The following is a 20,463-nucleotide window of genomic DNA, read 5'->3' as shown; positions in this document are numbered from 1 at the left end:
ACAAGATTCGCAGGGCAGTCATATGTTTTTCAACAAAATGAAGCGAGAAAACCAAGAGCTGAAAGCTGAGTTATATGCATTAGCGCAAGTTAAAGAAAGTATAGAGTCTGACATGCTTCGACTGACTCTTGACGAGGGTGGGAATATAATATCCTCTAATGCATTGTTTAGAAAAGAAATTTTGATATCGCTGGAAGCGATTGAAGGTAAGCATATTGCGGATTTAGTTCCTATGCAGGCGCGGAATACCCGTCACTTTCATTTGATGTCTGATGCAATCAGGCAGGGAAAGCACTGGAATGGTGCATTGCAAATTTTAAAAGGAAATGGTGAAGAAGCCTGGTTGAGGGCGATTCTTCAGCCCATTTCGTCTGCGAGTGGCGGCATTAAGCATATTGTTATTTATGCCTCAGAGCTTACCAGAACTATTACAATGTCGCGGGAGCAAGAAGATCTTATTAATGCGTTGAACCGTTCTACGGCAGTTATCGAGTTCACCTTAGACGGGATTATTATTGATGCTAACAGTAATTTTCTGACGTCTATGGGCTATGAAAAAACGAAAATTGTCGGGCAGCATCATCGCATTTTCTGTGAGAGTTCAGAGGCCAACTCTCCTGAATATCGCGCGTTTTGGCAAAGGTTGGGACAAGGAGAGTTTGTCTCTGACCGGTTTAAACGTATCGACAGTTATGGGAATGTCGTTTGGTTAGAAGCGTCTTACAACCCCATCTATAACGCCCATGGTGAGTTATATAAAGTAGTCAAATTTGCTACTGTAATTACTGACCAGATTAACCGTGAGATTGCGATTGCGGAAGCCGCTGACATTGCTCATGAAGTCTCGACAGAGACAGGTCAGCAGACGACGCAAGGCAAACAAGTGATTGATTCAACCATAGAGAAAATGGAAGAGTTAACAAAAGTGATGGAAAAAGCGAATACAGGTATTCAAGCACTGTATGAGCAATCTCAGAAAATTAACGAGTTGGTTAGCAGTATTGATGGGATAGCGGCGCAAACTAACCTTCTGGCGCTGAATGCTGCAATTGAAGCGGCCCGGGCTGGTGAACAGGGCCGCGGTTTTGCTGTTGTTGCTGATGAAGTCCGTCAACTAGCCTCAAGGACAAGCCAGACCACAGAAGAAATTGTTGCTGTGGTCTCAGAGAATTTAACGCTAACAGGGAATGCCGTTCATTTGATTGAACAGAGTCTGTCTCAGGCATCTGAAACACTCTCTTTGTCAAACAAAGCTGGGCAAATGATGAGTGATATTCGGAAAGGGGCTGAGAAAGTGGATATGGCGGTTGGCAGTTTTACCAAACAGCTATAGCAATGAAGAGGATAAGGCTCAGTTTGATCTCATAGATATTGCTCGCAATGTGTGTGATTTATTGGGTTTGAAGGTGCTGTTTCTTCACTATTAACAGGCTGAAGAAATGGCACCCATGTTTCGTTCTGGCTATTGATCTTTCCTGATTTTCTGATGAACGTCTGACAAGTTATCGCGGGTTCTCATCGCGACTATGTATCTGTCCAGACTCTCTTCTCTCAACCTGAAACCAAACAAATCACAATTATAGGTTGCTACCCGGGAGTGAAAGCCTCAGAATGTCGGACTTTTCGCCGTCAGAGAGTTAGGCGAACATTCACATCATTAACAATTGAGAATCATATATGGGTTTTGCCTCAACAGGTCTTTCTGCGCCAATCCTGAAAGCTATTCAAGAAAAAGGATACGACACTCCCTCACCAATTCAAGCACAGGCGATTCCTGCTGTGTTAGATGGAAAAGACGTCATGGCTGCAGCTCAGACGGGAACAGGTAAAACCGCTGGCTTTACATTACCGATTCTTGAGCGTCTTTATCAGGGGCCACAGGTTCGCAGCAACCAAGTGCGTGCGCTTATCTTAACGCCGACACGCGAGCTGGCAGCACAGGTACAGGAAAGTGTGTCCGTCTACAGCCGTCATCTGCCGTTGAGCAGTGCTGTGGTGTTTGGTGGGGTCAAAATTAATCCGCAGATGCTGCGCTTGCGCAAAGGCGCAGATATTCTGGTGGCAACACCAGGGCGACTGATGGATTTATATAACCAAAATGCAGTGAAATTTGATCAGCTGGAAGTTTTGGTTTTGGATGAAGCCGACCGTATGCTTGATATGGGGTTCATCCGCGATATTCAAAAAATTCTGAAATTGCTTCCTGCGAAACGTCAGAACCTGCTGTTTTCAGCAACGTTTTCTGAAGAAATTCGCACCCTGGCGAAAGGTCTGGTAAACAACCCTGTTGAAATTTCTGTCAATACCGCGAATTCAACGGCAAGAACGGTTGAGCAGTGTATCTATCCGGCCGATGTGAAGAAGAAAGCGCCTATGCTGGTCAAGCTGATCAAAGATGGCGACTGGCAGCAGGTGTTGGTGTTTACCCGTACTAAACACGGCGCAAACCGCCTGGCAGCATTTTTGTCTGAAGAGAAGCTGGCTTCTGCAGCCATTCACGGTAACAAGAGTCAGGGCGCACGAACCAAAGCGCTGGCTGATTTTAAATCGGGCAAAATTCGCGTATTAGTGGCGACAGACATTGCTGCACGTGGTATCGATATTCCTCAGTTACCACAAGTGGTGAACTTTGAGCTGCCCAATGTGGCGGAAGATTATGTTCACCGTATCGGGCGTACAGGCCGTGCAGGTGAAACAGGTAAAGCGATTTCGTTGGTGTGTGCGCAGGAAGCCGATGAGTTGTTTGGCATTGAGCGTTTAATTCAGCAATTGCTGCCGCGTGTGGAACTGGACGGTTTCAAGCCGAGCAATACGTTACCGGACTCAAAGCTGGACTCGCGTCCCATTAAACCGAAAAAGCCGAAGAAGCCGAAGTCGAATAAACCACGCTCAGGTCATGCTGAGGGTGAGAGAAGCAATGCAAGCGGTAATACGGCGCAAAAGCCAAAGCGTCGGACAAATGGCCATTCGGGTGGTGCAGGTAAAACCGGTGCAGGCAAATCAGGCAATAGTGCGCAAAATACCCGTGATAATCAGTCGCGCAGCCCAAAGAATGGTGCTGGACGCTCTGAAGCGGGCAATTCAAGACCTGCTGGTAACGCGACTGGTGGCAACAAGCGACCTGCTCAGCGTCACAGAGCGCGTCCGCAATCGGCGTGATGCTTTGCTGACAACTTAGATCTGATAACAAGCCTGTCTGAGACAGGCTTGTTGCTTTTGAACCGCTCTTAATTTTCGCTATTGGTTTGCGTAATGCAATGTTTGGCCAACTCATGATACCGGGCCTGCATGGTATCGACGAAATCATTGGCATCGTCAAAATGGCTAACCGGCTCACCAATCACCACATCGCAGTTAAATGGAACAAACATAGCTGTGCCTCTGGGTAAAGAACGACCCAGACCGCGCATGACGACCGGGATGACCGGGCAGCCTTCATGATCTTTGACTAAATGGTAAATACCTTTCTTAATGCCGCTCATGGTTTCCGGCTCGCCCCGGCTGCCTTCCGGGAAGATGATCAAAATATCCCCTTGTTGTAATGCCTGATGACACTCATGTAATACCGCTTCCCGCTGGCTGGGGGAGGGGGAGCGTCTCAGCGGAATAATCCCAATGACATTCAGCGACAGCCAGGCAACGACTTTATTGGCCAGAAAGTAGTCCGCCGCGGCGACCGGGCGGACCTTGTGGACAATGGAAATCGGAAACAGCGCCAGTAACACCAGTGTATCTAAATGGCTGTTATGATTCGCGGCTACCACAACCGGGCCATTTGCTGGCAGGTTTTGCCGCTGGATGATGTTCAGCCCAAGGCCTATAAATACCAGCGGCTTAACAATAAAGAGGATAAATAACACCTTGAGCACGTGAGCCATGGGATCCTCAATAGTAGAGATAGTAAATGTAATGGAAGAACAGCGGTGCAGTGAACATCAGGCTGTCGATGCGATCCAGAATGCCGCCGTGTCCCGGAATAAACTGGCTGGTGTCTTTAATCTGCAAATCACGTTTCACCGAAGAAATCACTAAATCTCCGATAAAACCACTGAAGGCAATGATCATACCGGCTACCAGACCCTGCAGCGAGGTGAGTGGCGTGAGATAGGGAGCAACGAAATACGACACCAGAATCACGGTTGCACTGCCGCCGATAAAACCTTCCCAGGTTTTGTTCGGGCTGACTTTCGGCACTATTTTGTGTTTGCCGAAAGACTTGCCCCAGACGTACTGACAGACATCGTTAAACTGGGTAAATACCAGCAGAAACAGCAGCATTCCCAACGATCCGGCATCCGGATTCAGGCTTGGTAAGACCAGCAGATAGGCCATATGGCTGATACAAAACACGGTCAGCATCATGGCCCAGTGAATAATACCGGCGGAGCGGATGAAGCCTTTGGTATCGCCAATCAGCACCATCACCATCGGCAGGTACAGGAACACATAGACCGGAATGAAAATGATGAACATGCCGTACCAGCCAATCGACAGCCAGTAATACTGAAAGGGAATAGACAGATAGGCCCAGAAGATCACACGGCGATCTGTCATTCGGGTCGGCACGATAGACAGAAACTCTTTCAGCGCCATAAAACTCAGAAAACCGACAAAAAACAGCGTATAGGTCAACGGCAGATAGAGAACGACGAAAACAATGCCAATCATACACCACCAGGAGCGGATACGCAGTTTCAGCTCAAGGTAATCCCTGTCAGGGTGAGCGCGCGATTTCCACAAATACACCAGCGTTCCTGTTACCAGCACAGCCATGATGGCAAGCATCAGATACAGCGAATGGGAAGGTATACTATTCATAGTCAGCCCTTTCTTTATTAGCCTGCTCTGCTGCTTTAAAGCGATAAATACCAACCAGGCGACGCCAGGTCGTTATCACAGATCCTACCAGCATGATCGCCAGCGCGGCGTCCAGCGTGTAGGCCAATATCTCTGGCTGCAAGGCAAACACCTGACTGACGAACAAGACAAGTAAGCTCACGGTCAGCAGCGCCATTCTGTGCTGTTTAGCCATAGGCCCGCGGAAGTCGGCCGGGCAGCCCATGCTGACCCCTAATACACGAACGTAAGCGGTCAGCACGGCGACGAGAGCACACAGCCATGCCAGTGTCATACCGATGTCAGACTGGGTTGCTAAGCCTGCGGCGATGATGAACATAGGGTCTGCAATACGATCTGGCACGTCATTGAATAATTCCCCTGCCGGGGTTTGCTTACCGCCTTCAACAGCCACCATGCCGTCAAACAGGTTACACAGAAGCCGTAACTGGATACAGACTGCAGCGACAAGCAACAGAACACTCAATGCAAAGCTCTTGTAGCACATCAGTGCAGCCAGGCCGATGACGGCAAAAACTATGCTCATCAGAGATATCTGGTTCGGAGTGATGTTTTTCTGGCTTAACCAGACAGCAATGCGCTTGGTTAAAGCCGTGTCCCTGACAGCCAGAGGACGCCGGTTGGATTCAGGTTCGTGCTGATTCTTCATGTTTATGACTTTATTGAAAAGAAAGATGAGCTGGCAGACCACAGCATTGAAGAGCGTTAATTATCTGCTTAATTAAAACGGATGCACGACGGCAGATAAAACGGGCAGCAGAATGTCTTCGGTCTTATAAATCGTACTCGCCAGCAAGGAGTCTTAAACATAAATGGAATAGATTGAATATCAAGCGATTGATTATGACTTTTTGAACTGCTTTCAAACTAAGAGCATGCTAACTAAACGGATAACTGCACTTAGCGGGATGGGGTGAAGTGGCAGACACTGAGAGCATGCTGCGGAGGAAATATCTCCCACAGCATGGCTGGCAGAAGCTAATTGGCTTACGGCTGGCAGACGGTATCTACGCAAGCCACTGAACAGACTTTTGCCAGAGAATAAGCCTTCATATCAATTCAGTCTGTCATGGCATTGACCACAGGCAGTTTAGCGTCTTGCCAGGCTTGTATGCCGCCAGCCAGTGAAAACACCTGTGTAAAACCCATTTTTCGCAGCGATTCTGCGGCTAAGGCTGAACGGGCACCGGAGCGACAGTAAAGGTAAACGGGTTGCAGAGCCATAACTTCAAGCGGATTGCTGTGATGGGCAACCGCCGGGTGCGTTTCGATCTGCATTTCAAGTACGCCCCGTGAAATATGTATGGCGCCTGGCAGCATGCCTGTATCCACTTCATGACGTTCGCGAACATCGATCAAAATAATGTCTCGAGTAAGCAGTAACGCTAATTCATGGCAGTGAATTTCTTCAATACTTTGCTTAGCCCGGTTGGCTAGGTCGCGTCCATTAACAAGCATAATCATATTCCTCTTAACATCAGAGAGTCATTGAAGGAAGCAGTGAAGGCAGTGACTGGTACAGAATGAATCCTGCCATCAGAATTAAACACACCGAAAAAAACCGCTGTAAGTGTTGTTGAGGTAATCGCCCGGACAGTCGCTGCCCGGCTAAACTGCCAGCCACACCAATGACAGCCATGATCACAATCACAGACCAATCCAGCTGGGTGTGTGTAAGGGCGAGGACATTCTGGTATTTCAGAAAACCGATCAACGAGTTCATGACGATGATCACTAGGCTGGTAGCTACTGCAGTTTGCATCGTCAAACCACTGAGCAGTACGAGCGCGGGGACAATCAGAAAACCACCGCCCACACCGCCCACACCGACAAACCCGGTCAATACCCCGACCAGCAGCCCCTGCAAGCCGGTAAACCAATATGACTGAGTCTGATCATGAGAGGACGCAAGGCCAACCGGCTGGAACATTCGCCACGCTGCTGCCAACATCACAAGGGCAAATACTGTCATCTGGATAGCCCCATCCAGATAGCTGGCGATCCAGGCTCCCAGGTAAGTCCCTGTCATTCCTGGAAATCCAAACAGCATCACCAAGGGCCAGTTCACTAAACGTTGTCTGATGCCAGTTATTGAAGAGATGCTGCTGATTATTCCGACAATAATTAAAGCGCTGGCGATCGCTTGTTTTTCTGTCTGACCCAGACCGTAAGCCAGAATGGGTACTGTGAGTATTGCACCGCCGGAACCTAGCATGCCTAAGCTAAGCCCGACTGCAATTGCACCCAAAAAAAGAGTGATCATAGAGACCTCATTGCTTGCTATGATTGTTCGTATGTGTGTAATATACGATATATAGATATTAAAGAAAAGGAAGAGTCTGATGAATGCGATAATTAAAGCTTTCTATCATACTGATACCAGCACTATCAGCTATGTTGTCTATGACAAACAGGGTGGACATGCTGCCATTATCGACAGTGTACTGGATTTCGCTGCACACTCCGGCAAGGTCTGGACCGCATTTGCTGATCAGCAACTGGCATTTATCAAAGAGCAGCAACTGACTGTAGATTGGATTTTGGAAACGCACGCGCATGCCGATCACTTATCAGCGGCACATTATCTGCGTGAACAGTTTGGTAGCCCTGTTGGCGTGGGAGAGGGAATTATCAAGGTGCAGAAAACCTTTAAAGCCGTCTTTAATATTGGTGACGACGAATTACTGCCAGATGGTCAGGTCTTCGACCATTTGTTTCACGATGGTGAGCTTTTTACGATTGGTGCATTAACCGGCAAGGTGATGTCGACACCCGGACACACGAATGACAGTGTGACGTATCTTATTGAAGGTAATGCATTCGTCGGTGATACCTTATTCATGCCGGACGGCGGTACAGCCCGGTGTGATTTTCCCGGCGGTGATGCAGGCGTGTTGTATGACAGTGTGTCTCGGTTACACAGCCTGCCGGCTGAGACCAGACTATGGATGTGCCATGATTATCAACCTGATGGGCGGGACCTGGCTTATGTTACGACAGTTGCCGAGAGCCGTTGTAACAATATCCACATCCATCAGGGTGTCGAGAAAGAGGCTTTTATTCAGGTGAGAACAGACAGAGATCAACATCTGGATGTGCCTAAACTGCTGTATCCCTCTGTGCAGGTGAATATACGTGGCGGCAAGTTACCGGCGGTTGAGAGTAACGAAACAGCCTACATTAAGATTCCTTTAACCGTAAAGCGGTCAAATTGAACAGATTGACCAGCTCACGCAGTTCATGCGCCATCAAGTTGTCGCAAAACTGAAACTATTAACTGAATTTGTGAGAGTAATGAAATGACAGAATTCACACCTTGGACGGCGCTGGCTGGTGGGGCAGTGTTGGGCGTTAGCGCACTGATTTTGCTGTTACTCAATGGCCGCATAGCGGGTATTTCAGGTATCGTCAGCGGCGCGTTAGATGTCAGTGATCCAAATGCCAAATGGCGCTGGATGTTTATAGCGGGTCTGATTATCGGCCCCTTACTGGCAGCCCCTTTTGGTACCTATCTGCCAGAGCATATTGATGCTGGCTGGCCTCTTATCATTGCTGGAGGATTGTTGGTTGGTGCAGGAACAAAACTAGGGTCTGGCTGTACCAGCGGACACGGTATTTGTGGTATCGGGCGTCTATCTCCCCGTTCTATTGTCGCAACAGTCACCTTTATGCTGGTCGCCGTTGTGGTTGTATTCGTTGTTCGCCATCTGACAGGAGTGTAATGGTATGCAAATGCTCATCGCCCTTATTGCCGGTTTGTTGTTTGGTGCCGGATTAACGATTTCCCAAATGGTTAATCCGGATAAAGTGCTGAATTTTCTGGATGTAGCAGGTCAGTGGGATCCCAGTTTATTACTGGTCATGGGATCGGCATTGGTTGTTTTTGGCCTGGGTTATCATTTCTTAGTTAAGCCACGTTCCAAACCTCTGGTAGCCGATCAGTTTTATATTCCTGTCAATAAAATTATCGATAAGCCATTGATCATTGGCGCTATTTTATTTGGTCTTGGATGGGGTTTAGTGGGGATTTGCCCTGGGCCCGCTGTGAGTAATCTGCTGGGAGGTAATGCGAAAATTTTCGGCTTTATTATCGCGATGTTGGCGGGAATGCAGTTTTCTGGCACTATCGACCGTCTGCTTAAAAAGTCTTGAAAATTATGAGGGTAGAATGCGAGATTATTCCAACATGGAGGCAAATGTCGAGCAGGCGGTTGAGCTGCTTAAAGCCATGGGTAATCAGCACAGGCTGATGATACTGTGTGTACTCCAGGAAGAAGAATTGTCTGTTTCTCAGCTGAATGAACGATTTCCTATCCCTCAGTCTTCTTTGTCGCAACATCTGGCCTGGTTGCGCCGGGCCGGATTTGTGAAAACGAGGCGGGAAGCGCAGACTATCTATTACCGGCTCGATAATGCGGCTGTTATTGATATCATCGCGGTGCTTCATAAGCATTATTGTGCGGACTGAATCTGCTTGTTGTGAATTTATCATCAATCTGGGTAAGTTTTACTCAGATTGATCTGCTTCTTTTATCCCCCCAGACAGTCAATTTGACCTGTATTCCATTTTTTCCAAGATCAAAATCAAATATTTCAACAATGCAGGTTGTAGTTTGTGCGCTACCTCATTATTTTGCTTCGTGACCGAACGCCTTGCCTTGACCTGGCAAGAGATGAAATATCAGCCAATCTGGCTGGTTTTTATCAGAAATGACCGAAGTTCTATCGTGTTAGGAGTACGATAAATGACATTACACTGCTCGCTTCCAGGCCAGGCATCATTGCCAGGTAGGGACGCTATTCTCATGATTTCCATTTTGAGTGCTTTGCTCAGCCGCTTTGCTTTGCCCTTGCTGCCTTTTTCACACCCGCTTTCTGCCTATCGCCTTCATTTCTTTCGCCGATTTAGATGCTTTGGCCGTTACTGAGCACATACAGAACGCAACTGATGACAGCTGAACTGTATCAGATAGCTTTAAATTGAATAAAATTAAATAGTTAAGAAATAGGTGCTTGATTGCGATTTTGGTATAAATCGCAGTTAAGGGCATGAAGGAAAATTCTGTGAATATGAAATTGTTAGGCAGTTCCCTGATTATTGCAGGGACGGCACTGGGTGCAGGCATGCTTGCTATTCCTATGGTATTAGCCCAGTTTGGCTTGCTGTGGGGCACCTTGTTAATGCTGCTGATCTGGGTAGGTACAACTTACGCAGCCCTGTTGTTACTTGAAGCCAGTATTAAGTCTGGTGGTGGCCTGGGCATGAATTCCATTGCTCGTAAAACACTGGGTAAAGGTGGCCAGTTGGTGACAAATGGCTTGCTGTATGCGTTGCTGGTGTGTTTGCTGATGGCCTACATTATCGGGGCCGGTGATTTGCTCAAGAAACTGACCGATGGCCTTGGTATCGAATTAAGTGCTACTCAGGCACAAATTGCGTTTACTGTCGTCGCGGGTTTCGTTGTCGCTGCCGGAACCGGTGTCATTGACCGCTTGAACCGGCTGCTGTTTGCGGCAATGGTGATCATGCTGGCCATGACGCTGGTTACTTTGGTACCAGGCATCGCTCCTGAAAACCTGGCATCGGTTGGCAGCGATAACAAAGTGGCACTCATTAAAACGAGCTCTGTGTTATTTACCAGCTTCGGTTTTATGGTAGTGATCCCGTCACTGGTAACTTATAACCCTGAAGCCACGCAAAAGCAGTTAAGAAATATGGTGATTGCAGGCTCTGTCATCCCATTATTCTGTTACCTGTTCTGGCTGTACGCGGCGGTTGGTAATCTGTCGCCTGAGCAATTGGTGGGCTTTGCGAATGTTTCTGAACTGATTGCTGCGCTGAGTGTGAATCACGGCAGCATGCAGCTGATTTTGTCTATCTTCACCGGTCTGGCGTTGTTGACCTCGTTTCTGGGCGTGGCAATGGCACTGTTTGACCAGAACGCGGATGCGTTCCGTCAGAACCGGGCTGTGACGTATGTACTGACTTTTATTTTGCCTATGCTGGGTGCGATTCTGGCGGCGAATCAATTCCTGTCAGTATTGAGCTATGCCGGTATTATTCTTGTGTTTCTGGCTATCTTCGTTCCAATGGCAATGACAGTCAAAGTCAGAAAGAATGAAGAGAAGGCGACAGTAAAAGAGGGTAATGACGCTGTGTATCAGGCGGGCGGTGGCGTAATGGCGCTGGCGCTGAGCTTTCTGTTCGGGTGTTTTTTATTGATGGCTGAACTGATTTAATCTTTTTGAATTTACGATGTGCAAAAGGCGCTTCCATTTGGAAGCGCCTTTTTTGTGGAGCTCAATATCGTATCAGCGACATTGCTTTGAGGATGCTAACGATTTGTTTGACCGAACAAGACCGATATCGTCAGGAGTAGTTTCAGGTTTGACCGAACGCTGAAATAACCTATCTGCCGGAGTAGTGATCTGTTGACACAGAGTAAGCAGCTAGTGACGTATCCTCAAAAAGTTGAGCGAATCTTACCGACTTTCCTTATCTGGTGCTAGGCTTGAGCCTGTTTTGCCGAAGAGACAAAATCCACCATAACGTAAACTTTTTTATACACGCTTTTCTCCTATGACACGCATGCCAAGTTAGAGTATCTTGGTTAAAAAAGATGGGATATGGATATGAACTGGAAACTTGCGGATCAGGTGGCTGCAAAGGCGCTGGCAGAAGGTAGTCTTATGCCAATCGCCACAGAAGCGGAGCAAATTGAAGAACAGGGTGTACGTTATCTTGGCCACCTGGTAACAGAGAATGCAGGCAAGAAGTTACTGAATCTGACGGCCAAGCATACTTCTAACCCCTTTCTGCCCTATGAGAAATCGATGTATGTTTGTGAAGCAGGGGAGCACCATGTGTGTCTGCTCAATAAGTTTCCTGTTATCTCGCCACACTTGCTGATTTGCTCAAAAGATTTTGTGCCTCAGGAGTCGCCTTTAAGCTGGGAAGACTGGCATGCATGGTTGGGCGGATTTACACACTCAGATGTGCTCGGTTTTTATAACAGCGGTCCATTAGCCGGAGCGAGCCAGGCACACCGGCATATGCAGTTGGTTCGAAGTGATATTCCGCTGGAAAAAGTGATCGCGGGTGGAAAGCTGCCATTTGCGCATTGGTTGTATCTGGTTGAAGCGATGACCACTGACGAGCTGTATGACGCCTATCTGAAGGGCATGAAAGCCTTGTCCCTTTTTAATGAGACGGGCGATGCGTGTAAGCCGCATAACATCCTTCTGACTGAGCGTTGGTTGCTGATACTGCCACGTTCCGCTAACAACGTTCAGGGGCTTTTTGCCAATGGTATTAACTACAGTGGACGCTTCCTGGTGAAACAACCGGAACAGCTGGTGTGGTTACAGGAATACGGTTTAATGCGGTTTTTGCGCGAATGCAGTGAGTGAATCACAGGCAGGGCCTTGGGAAGAAGCATCTGTTGTTACAGCATTAAAAAACCCCAGCCTGAGCTGGGGTTTTTTGTCGTTACGTTAAGAAAAGAAATTATTTCTTAGCGTTACGCTCTTTTACTTCTGCGATTACTGCTTCAGCAACGTTCGCTGGGCATGCAGAGTAGTGAGAGAATTCCATTGAGAACTGACCACGGCCAGAAGTCATGGTGCGCAGGTGACCGATGTAGCCGAACATCTCAGACAGAGGTACGTCAGCTTTAATACGAACACCAGTTGCAGCAGCAACCTGATCTTTGATCATACCGCGACGACGGTTCAGGTCACCGATAACATCACCAACGTGATCTTCCGGAGTGAACACGTCAACGTGCATGATAGGCTCAAGCAGCTGAGCACCAGCTTTAGGCATAGATTGGCGGAATGCGCCTTTCGCTGCGATTTCGAATGCTACAGCAGAGGAGTCAACTGCGTGGAAACCACCGTCGAACAGCTCAACTTCAACGTCCAGCACAGGGAAGCCAGCCAGAACACCAGTACTCATCATACCAGCGAAGCCTTTTTCGATTGCAGGCCAGAATTCTTTAGGAACGTTACCACCAACAACAGTAGAAACGAACTTGAAGCCAGAGTTTGGCTCACCTGGTTTGATACGGTAATCGATCTTACCGAACTGACCAGAACCACCAGACTGCTTCTTGTGCGTGTAGCTGTCTTCGATTGCTTTGGTGATAGTTTCACGGTAAGCAACCTGTGGAGCACCTACAGTCAGTTCAACACCGTGAGTACGCTTCAGGATGTCAACTTTGATGTCCAGGTGCAGCTCACCCATACCTTTCAGGATGGTTTCGCCAGAATCTTCGTCAGTTTCAACCTGGAACGATGGATCTTCTGCGATCATCTTACCAAGTGCGATACCCAGTTTCTCAGAAGCGCCTTTGTCTTTAGGAGCAACAGCGATAGAGATTACTGGATCTGGGAAGATCATTGGTTCCAGAGTACATTCGTGCTTAGGATCACACAGAGTGTGACCAGTCTGAACGTTCTTCATACCAACAACCGCGATGATGTCACCAGCTTGCGCAGAATCCAGCTCGTTACGGTCGTTTGCGTGCATTTCAACCATACGGCCGATACGCTCAGTTTTACCTGTTGCAGAGTTCAGGATGGTATCACCCTTCTTCAGCTTACCAGAGTAAATACGGATGAAGGTCAGGGCACCGAAACGGTCATCCATGATCTTAAACGCAAGTGCACGGAATGGTTCGTCAACAGAAACGGTAGCAACTTTACCAGTTGGTTCACCAGTTTCTGGATCAGTCAGATCCTGAGGGTCAACTTCTGTTGGGTTTGGCAGGTAGTCAACAACAGCGTCAAGCAGCAGCTGCATACCTTTGTTCTTAAACGCAGAACCACAGAACGTTGGGAAGAAAGCCAGGTCACGAGTACCTTTACGGATACAACGCTTCAGGTCTTCGATAGAAGGCTCTTCACCTTCCATGTAAGCTTCCATCAGCTCGTCGTCTTGCTCAACGGCAGTCTCGATCAGCTCTTCGCGGTAAGCTTCTACGTCATCAACCATATCCGCTGGGATGTCTTTGATTTCGTAGTTTTCTGGCTGACCTGAATCGTCCCACACGTAGGCTTGGCGAGTCAGAACGTCAACAACACCAACGAAATCGTCTTCACGGCCGATAGGCAGGGTCATAACCAGAGGGTTTGCGCCCAGAACTTTCTTCACTTGCTCAACAACGCTGAAGAAGTCTGCACCCATACGGTCCAGTTTGTTAACGAAGATCAGACGAGATACTTCTGATTCGTTCGCGTAACGCCAGTTAGTTTCAGACTGAGGCTCAACACCACCTGAACCACAGAATACACCTACACCACCGTCAAGTACTTTCAGAGAACGGTAAACTTCAACGGTGAAGTCAACGTGTCCCGGAGTATCGATAACGTTAAAACGGTGGTCTTTCCAGAAACAGGTAGTCGCAGCTGACTGGATGGTGATACCACGCTCTGCTTCCTGATCCATGAAGTCCATGGTAGAAGCACCGTCGTGTACTTCACCCAAACGGTGGATTTTACCGGTCAGCTTCAGGATACGCTCAGTGGTAGTGGTTTTACCCGCATCTACGTGCGCGAAAATACCAATGTTTCTGTATTTAGATAGATCTGCCATTGTTTTTCTCTATATGAACAATTGTTGTCACATGTCAGGGTGGGGAGTATAGCACTACTTACAACTATCAGAACATAGATCTGAGTAATTTAATGAGTAATCGTTGGCTTTTAACCCATTGATTCAGGCAGGAACTGGATGATTGCTCAAGAAAAATACAGAAAATGTCTGTTAACTGATTGTGACAAGGTGTCGCATCACGACCGGACGGTTCAACAAATTTCTTGATGATATGCCCAGCGATTCAGGCGGCGTATTTTCTTATGGTATATATTTGTGTTACATGTCAGTGTTCGTCATTGACAACTCTTACAATAATGAAAAAGAACGATTTTCTGGTGTCGACTGGGTTGTTAGGTGAAGTTGCCTTGGAGGGGATATGAAGAATGGATTGACTGTAAGCCTGTCAATAATGGCAGGATTATTGCTGGGAAGTACCAGTGCACTGGCAAAAGAGGTGATAGAAACCGCCAGTTTGGTGGGCTTTGGTACGGCAAAATATACACCTGAATTCAAACACTTTGACTATGTCAATCCGGAAGCGCCAAAAGGCGGATCCATCACCTATGCGGAAGTCGGCACGTACGACAGTTTTAACCGTTATGCCTCGAGAGGGGTTTCGGTAGCCGGCGCGGACGAGATGTATGACACCTTGTTTGCGCCAGCAAGTGATGAAATTGACAGTTACTATCCGTTAATCGCAGAAAAAGTGCGTTATGCCGACGATTTTTCCTGGATGGAAGTTGATATCAACCCTAAAGCGCGATTTCATGACGGCGAGCCGATTACAGCGAAAGATGTCGCCTTCACCTTTGATAAGTTCATGACAGAAGGGGTGCCCCAGTTTCGTGTGTTTTATAAAGACGTGAAGTCAGTGACGGCGGTATCGCCGCTGACAGCACGGGTTGAAATGTCTGTCGCCAACAGGGAAAAACTGTTTTCTCTGGTTGAAGGCATGAACGTCTTACCGGAACATTACTGGAAAGACAAGAAACTCAGCGAGCCACTCAACGAACCACCGATTGGCAGTAGTGCGTATAAGGTAACCAGTTATCAGTCGGGCCAGAGTGTGACTTACTCCAGAGTTAAAGATTACTGGGCGGCCGATCTTCCGGTGAATGTCGGGCGGCATAATTTCGACACCATCCGGTACGACTATTACCGTGATGATACTGTTACCCTGGAAGCGTTCAAAGCCGGTGAATATGACTTTCGCCAGGAAAATGTTGCTAAGTTCTGGGCGACCCTCTATGAGGGAAATAATTTTGATGACGGTTATATAAAGAAGGAAGAAATTCCTCACGAAATCCCTCAGGCAATGCAGGCCTTTGTCTTTAATACCCAGCGCCCGGTTTTCAGTGATGTCCGTGTCCGAGAAGCCCTGAATTACGCCATGGACTTTGAGTGGATGAATAAAACGCTTTTCTATAACCAGTATTCACGTACCCGCAGTTTTTTCCAGAATACCCCTTATGAAGCAAAAGGTTTGCCGACACCTGCTGAGTTGAATTATCTGGAACCGTTAAAAGACAAGATCCCGGCGCGTGTTTTTACTGAATCTTACCAGCCACCTGTCACTGACGGCTCAGGCCGCGTTCGTGCGCAATCACGTAAAGCATTTGCATTATTAAAGGCTGCTGGCTGGGAGCTGAAAAATCAGGTCATGACCAATGTGAAGACTGGGGAGCCTCTGGCGTTTGAGCTACTGATATACAGCCCGACCTCGGAGCGCATCGCAATTCCGCTGCAGAAAAATCTCAAGCAGCTTGGTATCGATATGAAAATCCGTACGGTTGATACAACGCAATACATCAAGCGCCTGCGTGACCGGGATTTTGACATGGTGTCTTCCGGTTACAGTGCCAATGCTTACCCGACACAGAACCTGCTGATTGCCTGGAACAGTAACTATCTGGATTCCACCTACAATACCGCCGGGGTTCAGGATCCTGCTATTGATACGCTGACAGAACAAATTGCAGCACACCAACAGGATCCTGCTGCGCTGGCAGCATTAGGCCCGGCGCTGGACAGGGTGCTGCAATGGAACTTTTTTGTCATTCCTCAGTGGCATTTAAGCAAATTCCGAGTGGCGACCTGGGATAAGTTCGACCGTCCTGCGGTCCGGCCTAAATATGCACTGGGTGTTGATACTTGGTGGGTGGATACGGCCAAGGCGGCCAAGTTGCCGGAAAAACGCCGTTAATCGAAACGTGAAAACAGGTAAAGCAGTATGACGGCATATATTATCCGGCGACTTTTGCTGGTGATCCCAACGCTCTGGGCGATTATTACGATTAACTTTTTTGTGATTCAGATTGCACCGGGCGGGCCTGTTGAACAGGCGGTGGCGCAGCTTGAAGGGCATACTTCCGGTATTATGGAGCGCTTTACCGGCGGCGGGCAGGAAGTGCAGCCGTCGGAAAGTTCGCAAGCAAACGGCAATGGCGGAAGTGGCTACCGTGGCTCCCGCGGGTTGGACCCGGAAGTGGTGGCAGAAATACGCAAGCAGTTTGGTTTTGATAAACCTCTCTGGGAGCGGTATGTCGACATGCTGAAAAACTATGTCACGTTCAATTTCGGCGAAAGTCTTTTTCGTGGCGGCAATGTGATTGATCTGATTATTGAGCGGCTGCCGGTGTCGATTTCGCTGGGACTGTGGAGCACCTTGATCATTTATTTCGTCTCCATTCCTCTGGGGATTGCGAAAGCGGTGAATCATGGTAGCCGTTTTGATATCTGGAGCAGCGCGTTAGTGATTGCCGGGTATGCGATTCCCGGTTTCCTGTTCGCTATTGTGTTGATTATTTTCTTTGCCAGCGGGAATTATTTCAGCTGGTTTCCGTTACGGGGATTGTTCTCGGCTGATTTCGATCAGATGACCTGGTATCAGCAAGTCGGGGATTACTTCTGGCACCTTGCGCTGCCCATCTTTGCCATGGTCATCGGTGGTTTTGCGACCCTGACTATGCTGACCAAAAATTCGTTTCTGGATGAGATCAACAAGCAATACGTTGTCACCGCCCGTGCGAAAGGGCTCGATGACAGAAGTATTTTATATAAGCATGTTTTTCGTAATGCCATGCTGATTATTATTGCCGGTTTTCCCAGTGCGTTTATCAGCATTTTCTTTACCGGCTCAATGCTTATTGAAGTGATGTTTTCGCTGGAGGGAATTGGCCTGTTAGGCTTTGAATCAACAATTCAGCGTGATTACCCCGTGGTATTCAGCTCGCTTTATATCATGACATTGCTGGGACTTATCCTGAATATCATTTCTGACCTGACTTATACCCTGGTCGACCCACGCATTGATTTCGAGGCCAGGTAATATCATGAGAAAGACATTCGCAACCTTGTTTACCTTCAACCCACTGACAAAAGAGCGCTGGGCTCGGTTTAAAGCACACAGACGCGGATATTGGTCAATGTGGCTGTTTGGCGTGCTTTTTATTATCAGCCTGTTTGCTGAAGTGATAGCCAACGATAAGCCCTTGTTCGTCAGCTTCAAAGGTGACTGGTATTTTCCGATAACCGAACAGTATGCCGAAACGCAATTTGGCGGTGAGTTTGCCACAGAAGCCGATTATACCGACCCGTATGTGCAGGATCTGATCAACGAAGACGGCTATATGATCTGGCCACTGATCCATTTCAGCTATGACACGATTAACTATAATTTGTCCGGCCCGGCGCCTTCAGCACCGGATAGTGTGAACTGGCTGGGGACAGATGATAAAGGCCGCGATGTACTTGCCCGTATCATCTACGGCTTTCGTATATCCGTGCTGTTTGGCTTTGCGCTGACCGTGATTTCAACCATTGTCGGTGTCATGGTCGGAGCCGGGCAGGGCTACTATGGCGGCTGGCTGGATCTGTTTGGTCAGCGTTTCATCGAAGTCTGGTCAGGTATGCCGACTTTGTTCTTGCTCATAATCCTGTCCAGTTTTGTTGAACCTAACTTCTGGTGGCTGCTGGGCATCATGGTGCTCTTTAGCTGGATGGGATTGGTGGGTGTTGTGCGAGCGGAATTTCTCCGCTGCCGGAACCTGGATTATGTGCGTGCAGCGCAGGCGCTGGGCGTGAATGACAGGCGCATTATGCTCCGTCATATGCTGCCCAATGCCATGGTGGCCTCGCTGACGATGATGCCCTTTATTCTCAGCGGGTCAGTGACCACACTGACATCACTGGATTTTCTGGGGTTCGGTTTGCCTGTGGGTTCACCGTCTCTCGGTGAATTGCTTGCTCAGGGCAAAACCAACCTTCAGGCACCCTGGCTGGGCCTGTCTGCATTCGTTGTACTTTCTATCATGCTGAGCCTGCTGGTCTTTATCGGCGAGGCGGTGCGCGATGCTTTCGACCCACACCATCAATCGTAACGACCGGGATACTGCAATGAGTGATGCATTACTGACTATTGAAAATCTCTCTGTGGGCTTTGCCAATGGTAAGCCTGTCCGCCCGGTAACGGAGAAAGTCTGCCTGACAATCAAGCGGGGAGAAACACTGGCACTGGTGGGTGAGAGTGGCTCAGGCAAGTCTGTGACGGCCAATGCCATCCTGCGCTTGCTGCCTAAAGCCTCGGCGCGTTATCTGGAAGGCCATATTTATTACGATGGTGTGGATATGCTGCGGTGCAGTGAACGCCAGATGCGCGGGTTACGCGGCAATAAAATCGGCATGATCTTTCAGGAACCTATGATGTCCCTGAACCCGCTGCATAAAATTGGCCGGCAACTGTGTGAAACTCTGGCGATTCACAAGGGAGTGCGCCAGAGACCGGCAGAGAAACGCGCGCTGAGCTGGCTGAAGAAAGTGGGTATCCGCAACCCAGAGCAGCGTATGTATGCCTATCCTCACGAGTTGTCAGGTGGTGAGCGACAGCGCGTCATGATTGCCATGGCGCTGATTAATGAGCCCGATCTCCTGATTGCGGATGAGCCAACGACCGCGCTTGATGTGTCTGTTCAGGCCCAGATCCTCGATTTGTTGAAAAATCTTCAGCAGGAACTGGGCATGGCCATGCTTTTTATTACGCATGATTTGAGTATTGTGCGAAAAATTGCCGACCGGGTCGCGGTCATGCAACTCGGGCAGTTAGTGGAAACCAATGAGAAAGAGATTCTTTTTTCGTCGCCATCCCATCCTTATACCCAGAAACTCATTAATTCTGATCCCACCGGCGAGCCTGTCCCCGTTAACGGGGACCCTTCCGCACTGTTTGAAATAGACAAATTGCGTGTCTGGTTTCCCGTCAAAGGGGGGATTATGAAACGTGTTATCAGCCATATTAAAGCCGTGACCGATGTGAGCTTCCAGCTGAAGAAGGGGCAGAGTGTTGGTCTGGTCGGGGAAAGTGGTTCAGGTAAGTCTACGACCGGAATGGCAATACTCCGATTACTTAACAGCGAAGGGAGCATACGTTTTGACGGTCACGAGATCAGCCATCTCAACCGTAAAGGCATGTTACCTTTTCGCAGTCGCTTACAAGTCGTCTTTCAGGACCCGTTTTCCGCACTGAATCCTCGAATGTCTGTCGCTCAGATTATTGGCGAAGGTCTGAAAGTCCACCAGACATTATCAGATGAGGAAGAAGATGCTGCGATTTGTCAGGCAATGAAAGATGTGGAGCTGGATCCGTCCACCCGTTTTCGTTATCCCAATGAATTTTCAGGTGGGCAACGTCAGCGGATAGCCATAGCAAGGGCGCTGGTATTGAAACCGGAGTTTATTCTGCTGGATGAGCCCACCTCATCTCTGGATCGCACCGTCCAGCATCAGGTGCTGAATTTACTGAAAGAATTGCAGTTGAAGTATGGCCTGAGTTACCTCTTTATCAGCCATGATCTCAATGTCGTGAAGTCATTGTGTCACTATACCTTGGTATTAAAAGATGGCTGTGTAGTAGAACAGGGGCCAACCCGTCAGCTGTTCAGTCGCCCTGAGGCCGAATATACCCGCCACTTAGTGAATTTGTCTGCGGTTAACTGATACTCACTCTCCGTTAA

General features: G+C 48.3%; 18 protein-coding genes and 1 pseudogene. 13 read left to right on the top strand and 6 right to left on the bottom strand.

Annotated features, from left to right (window positions below; translation table 11 throughout):
- Nucleotides 1-22 precede the first annotated feature (22 nt).
- The 3 genes and pseudogenes from D6M16_RS22685 to D6M16_RS06205 all read left to right on the top strand — a co-directional run.
- Nucleotides 23-793: pseudogene (locus tag D6M16_RS22685) on the top strand (PAS domain-containing protein); the annotation flags it as partial.
- Between the two features lie 90 nt (nucleotides 794-883).
- Nucleotides 884-1,333, top strand: a complete 450-nt coding sequence (locus tag D6M16_RS22680) for a methyl-accepting chemotaxis protein (RefSeq protein ID WP_240435580.1) — start codon at nucleotides 884-886, stop codon at nucleotides 1,331-1,333.
- A 344-nt stretch (nucleotides 1,334-1,677) separates the two neighbouring features.
- Complete coding sequence (locus D6M16_RS06205) at nucleotides 1,678-3,159, top strand: DEAD/DEAH box helicase (protein ID WP_120511051.1); 1,482 nt, start codon at nucleotides 1,678-1,680, stop codon at nucleotides 3,157-3,159.
- Between the two features lie 68 nt (nucleotides 3,160-3,227).
- Here the strand turns inward: D6M16_RS06205 and D6M16_RS06200 are convergent, their stop codons facing one another.
- The 5 genes from D6M16_RS06200 to D6M16_RS06180 form a co-directional block, all read right to left on the bottom strand.
- Complete coding sequence (locus D6M16_RS06200) at nucleotides 3,228-3,878, bottom strand: lysophospholipid acyltransferase family protein (protein ID WP_120511050.1); 651 nt, start codon at nucleotides 3,876-3,878, stop codon at nucleotides 3,228-3,230.
- A 7-nt stretch (nucleotides 3,879-3,885) separates the two neighbouring features.
- Entirely contained in the window at nucleotides 3,886-4,818 is a 933-nt protein-coding gene (locus tag D6M16_RS06195; protein WP_120511049.1) for a phosphatidate cytidylyltransferase, read from the bottom strand.
- Nucleotides 4,811-5,506 (bottom strand): CDP-alcohol phosphatidyltransferase family protein, encoded by a 696-nt coding sequence (locus D6M16_RS06190; protein ID WP_120511888.1) that lies wholly within the window; start codon nucleotides 5,504-5,506, stop codon nucleotides 4,811-4,813. Before D6M16_RS06190 ends, D6M16_RS06195 begins: the two co-directional genes overlap by 8 nt.
- A gap of 410 nt (nucleotides 5,507-5,916) precedes the next feature.
- Nucleotides 5,917-6,315, bottom strand: a complete 399-nt coding sequence (locus D6M16_RS06185; protein ID WP_120511048.1) for a rhodanese-like domain-containing protein — start codon at nucleotides 6,313-6,315, stop codon at nucleotides 5,917-5,919.
- A 19-nt stretch (nucleotides 6,316-6,334) separates the two neighbouring features.
- Nucleotides 6,335-7,120 carry a sulfite exporter TauE/SafE family protein gene (locus tag D6M16_RS06180; protein WP_120511047.1) on the bottom strand — a complete coding sequence of 262 codons (786 nt, stop codon included), beginning with the start codon at nucleotides 7,118-7,120 and terminating at the stop codon, nucleotides 6,335-6,337.
- A 79-nt stretch (nucleotides 7,121-7,199) separates the two neighbouring features.
- Between D6M16_RS06180 and D6M16_RS06175 the strand changes: the two genes are divergently transcribed.
- From D6M16_RS06175 to D6M16_RS06150, 6 genes are all read left to right on the top strand, one after another.
- On the top strand, nucleotides 7,200-8,072 hold the full coding sequence (locus D6M16_RS06175; protein WP_120511046.1) for an MBL fold metallo-hydrolase: 873 nt from the start codon (nucleotides 7,200-7,202) through the stop codon (nucleotides 8,070-8,072).
- A gap of 84 nt (nucleotides 8,073-8,156) precedes the next feature.
- Nucleotides 8,157-8,579 (top strand): YeeE/YedE family protein, encoded by a 423-nt coding sequence (locus tag D6M16_RS06170; protein WP_120511045.1) that lies wholly within the window; start codon nucleotides 8,157-8,159, stop codon nucleotides 8,577-8,579.
- A 4-nt stretch (nucleotides 8,580-8,583) separates the two neighbouring features.
- Nucleotides 8,584-9,009 (top strand): YeeE/YedE family protein, encoded by a 426-nt coding sequence (locus D6M16_RS06165; RefSeq protein ID WP_120511044.1) that lies wholly within the window; start codon nucleotides 8,584-8,586, stop codon nucleotides 9,007-9,009.
- A 16-nt stretch (nucleotides 9,010-9,025) separates the two neighbouring features.
- A complete protein-coding gene (locus D6M16_RS06160) occupies nucleotides 9,026-9,325 on the top strand; it encodes an ArsR/SmtB family transcription factor (protein ID WP_120511043.1) in 300 nt (99 codons plus the stop codon).
- 596 nt (nucleotides 9,326-9,921) lie between these two features.
- The gene (locus tag D6M16_RS06155) at nucleotides 9,922-11,097 is read left to right on the top strand and encodes an amino acid permease (RefSeq protein WP_120511042.1); all 1,176 of its coding nucleotides are present in this window, start codon (nucleotides 9,922-9,924) and stop codon (nucleotides 11,095-11,097) included.
- Between the two features lie 393 nt (nucleotides 11,098-11,490).
- A complete protein-coding gene (locus D6M16_RS06150) occupies nucleotides 11,491-12,267 on the top strand; it encodes a DUF4922 domain-containing protein (protein ID WP_120511887.1) in 777 nt (258 codons plus the stop codon).
- 97 nt (nucleotides 12,268-12,364) lie between these two features.
- On the opposite strand, the gene fusA is transcribed toward D6M16_RS06150, so the two are convergent.
- A complete protein-coding gene (gene fusA / locus D6M16_RS06145; RefSeq protein ID WP_120511041.1) occupies nucleotides 12,365-14,452 on the bottom strand; it encodes an elongation factor G in 2,088 nt (695 codons plus the stop codon).
- Nucleotides 14,453-14,831: 379 nt separating this feature from the next.
- Between fusA and D6M16_RS06140 the strand changes: the two genes are divergently transcribed.
- Genes D6M16_RS06140 through D6M16_RS06125 form a run of 4 tightly spaced genes read left to right on the top strand, consistent with a single transcriptional unit; the run spans nucleotide 14,832 to nucleotide 20,446 of the window.
- Nucleotides 14,832-16,658 (top strand): extracellular solute-binding protein, encoded by a 1,827-nt coding sequence (locus D6M16_RS06140; RefSeq protein WP_120511040.1) that lies wholly within the window; start codon nucleotides 14,832-14,834, stop codon nucleotides 16,656-16,658.
- Nucleotides 16,659-16,685: 27 nt separating this feature from the next.
- A complete protein-coding gene (locus D6M16_RS06135; RefSeq protein ID WP_120511039.1) occupies nucleotides 16,686-17,783 on the top strand; it encodes a microcin C ABC transporter permease YejB in 1,098 nt (365 codons plus the stop codon).
- Between the two features lie 4 nt (nucleotides 17,784-17,787).
- Complete coding sequence (locus tag D6M16_RS06130) at nucleotides 17,788-18,834, top strand: ABC transporter permease (RefSeq protein ID WP_120511038.1); 1,047 nt, start codon at nucleotides 17,788-17,790, stop codon at nucleotides 18,832-18,834.
- A 16-nt stretch (nucleotides 18,835-18,850) separates the two neighbouring features.
- On the top strand, nucleotides 18,851-20,446 hold the full coding sequence (locus D6M16_RS06125) for an ABC transporter ATP-binding protein (RefSeq protein WP_120511037.1): 1,596 nt from the start codon (nucleotides 18,851-18,853) through the stop codon (nucleotides 20,444-20,446).
- Nucleotides 20,447-20,463 lie beyond the last annotated feature (17 nt).

This window comes from Photobacterium salinisoli (assembly GCF_003614885.1).
Classification (GTDB): domain Bacteria; phylum Pseudomonadota; class Gammaproteobacteria; order Enterobacterales; family Vibrionaceae; genus Photobacterium; species Photobacterium salinisoli.
This window is presented reverse-complemented; position numbering and strand designations above follow the sequence as displayed.

Bases quoted from the DNA above. Each gene is read 5' to 3' on its own strand.
- D6M16_RS06205 (WP_120511051.1), top strand. From the start codon at position 1,678: ATGGGTTTTGCCTCAACAGGTCTTTCTGCGCCAATCCTGAAAGCTATT.
- D6M16_RS06200 (WP_120511050.1), bottom strand. From the start codon at position 3,878: ATGGCTCACGTGCTCAAGGTGTTATTTATCCTCTTTATTGTTAAGCCG.
- D6M16_RS06195 (WP_120511049.1), bottom strand. From the start codon at position 4,818: ATGAATAGTATACCTTCCCATTCGCTGTATCTGATGCTTGCCATCATG.
- D6M16_RS06190 (WP_120511888.1), bottom strand. From the start codon at position 5,506: ATGAAGAATCAGCACGAACCTGAATCCAACCGGCGTCCTCTGGCTGTC.
- D6M16_RS06185 (WP_120511048.1), bottom strand. From the start codon at position 6,315: ATGCTTGTTAATGGACGCGACCTAGCCAACCGGGCTAAGCAAAGTATT.
- D6M16_RS06180 (WP_120511047.1), bottom strand. From the start codon at position 7,120: ATGATCACTCTTTTTTTGGGTGCAATTGCAGTCGGGCTTAGCTTAGGC.
- D6M16_RS06175 (WP_120511046.1), top strand. From the start codon at position 7,200: ATGAATGCGATAATTAAAGCTTTCTATCATACTGATACCAGCACTATC.
- D6M16_RS06170 (WP_120511045.1), top strand. From the start codon at position 8,157: ATGACAGAATTCACACCTTGGACGGCGCTGGCTGGTGGGGCAGTGTTG.
- D6M16_RS06165 (WP_120511044.1), top strand. From the start codon at position 8,584: ATGCAAATGCTCATCGCCCTTATTGCCGGTTTGTTGTTTGGTGCCGGA.
- D6M16_RS06160 (WP_120511043.1), top strand. From the start codon at position 9,026: ATGCGAGATTATTCCAACATGGAGGCAAATGTCGAGCAGGCGGTTGAG.
- D6M16_RS06150 (WP_120511887.1), top strand. From the start codon at position 11,491: ATGAACTGGAAACTTGCGGATCAGGTGGCTGCAAAGGCGCTGGCAGAA.
- fusA (WP_120511041.1), bottom strand. From the start codon at position 14,452: ATGGCAGATCTATCTAAATACAGAAACATTGGTATTTTCGCGCACGTA.
- D6M16_RS06140 (WP_120511040.1), top strand. From the start codon at position 14,832: ATGAAGAATGGATTGACTGTAAGCCTGTCAATAATGGCAGGATTATTG.
- D6M16_RS06135 (WP_120511039.1), top strand. From the start codon at position 16,686: ATGACGGCATATATTATCCGGCGACTTTTGCTGGTGATCCCAACGCTC.
- D6M16_RS06130 (WP_120511038.1), top strand. From the start codon at position 17,788: ATGAGAAAGACATTCGCAACCTTGTTTACCTTCAACCCACTGACAAAA.
- D6M16_RS06125 (WP_120511037.1), top strand. From the start codon at position 18,851: ATGAGTGATGCATTACTGACTATTGAAAATCTCTCTGTGGGCTTTGCC.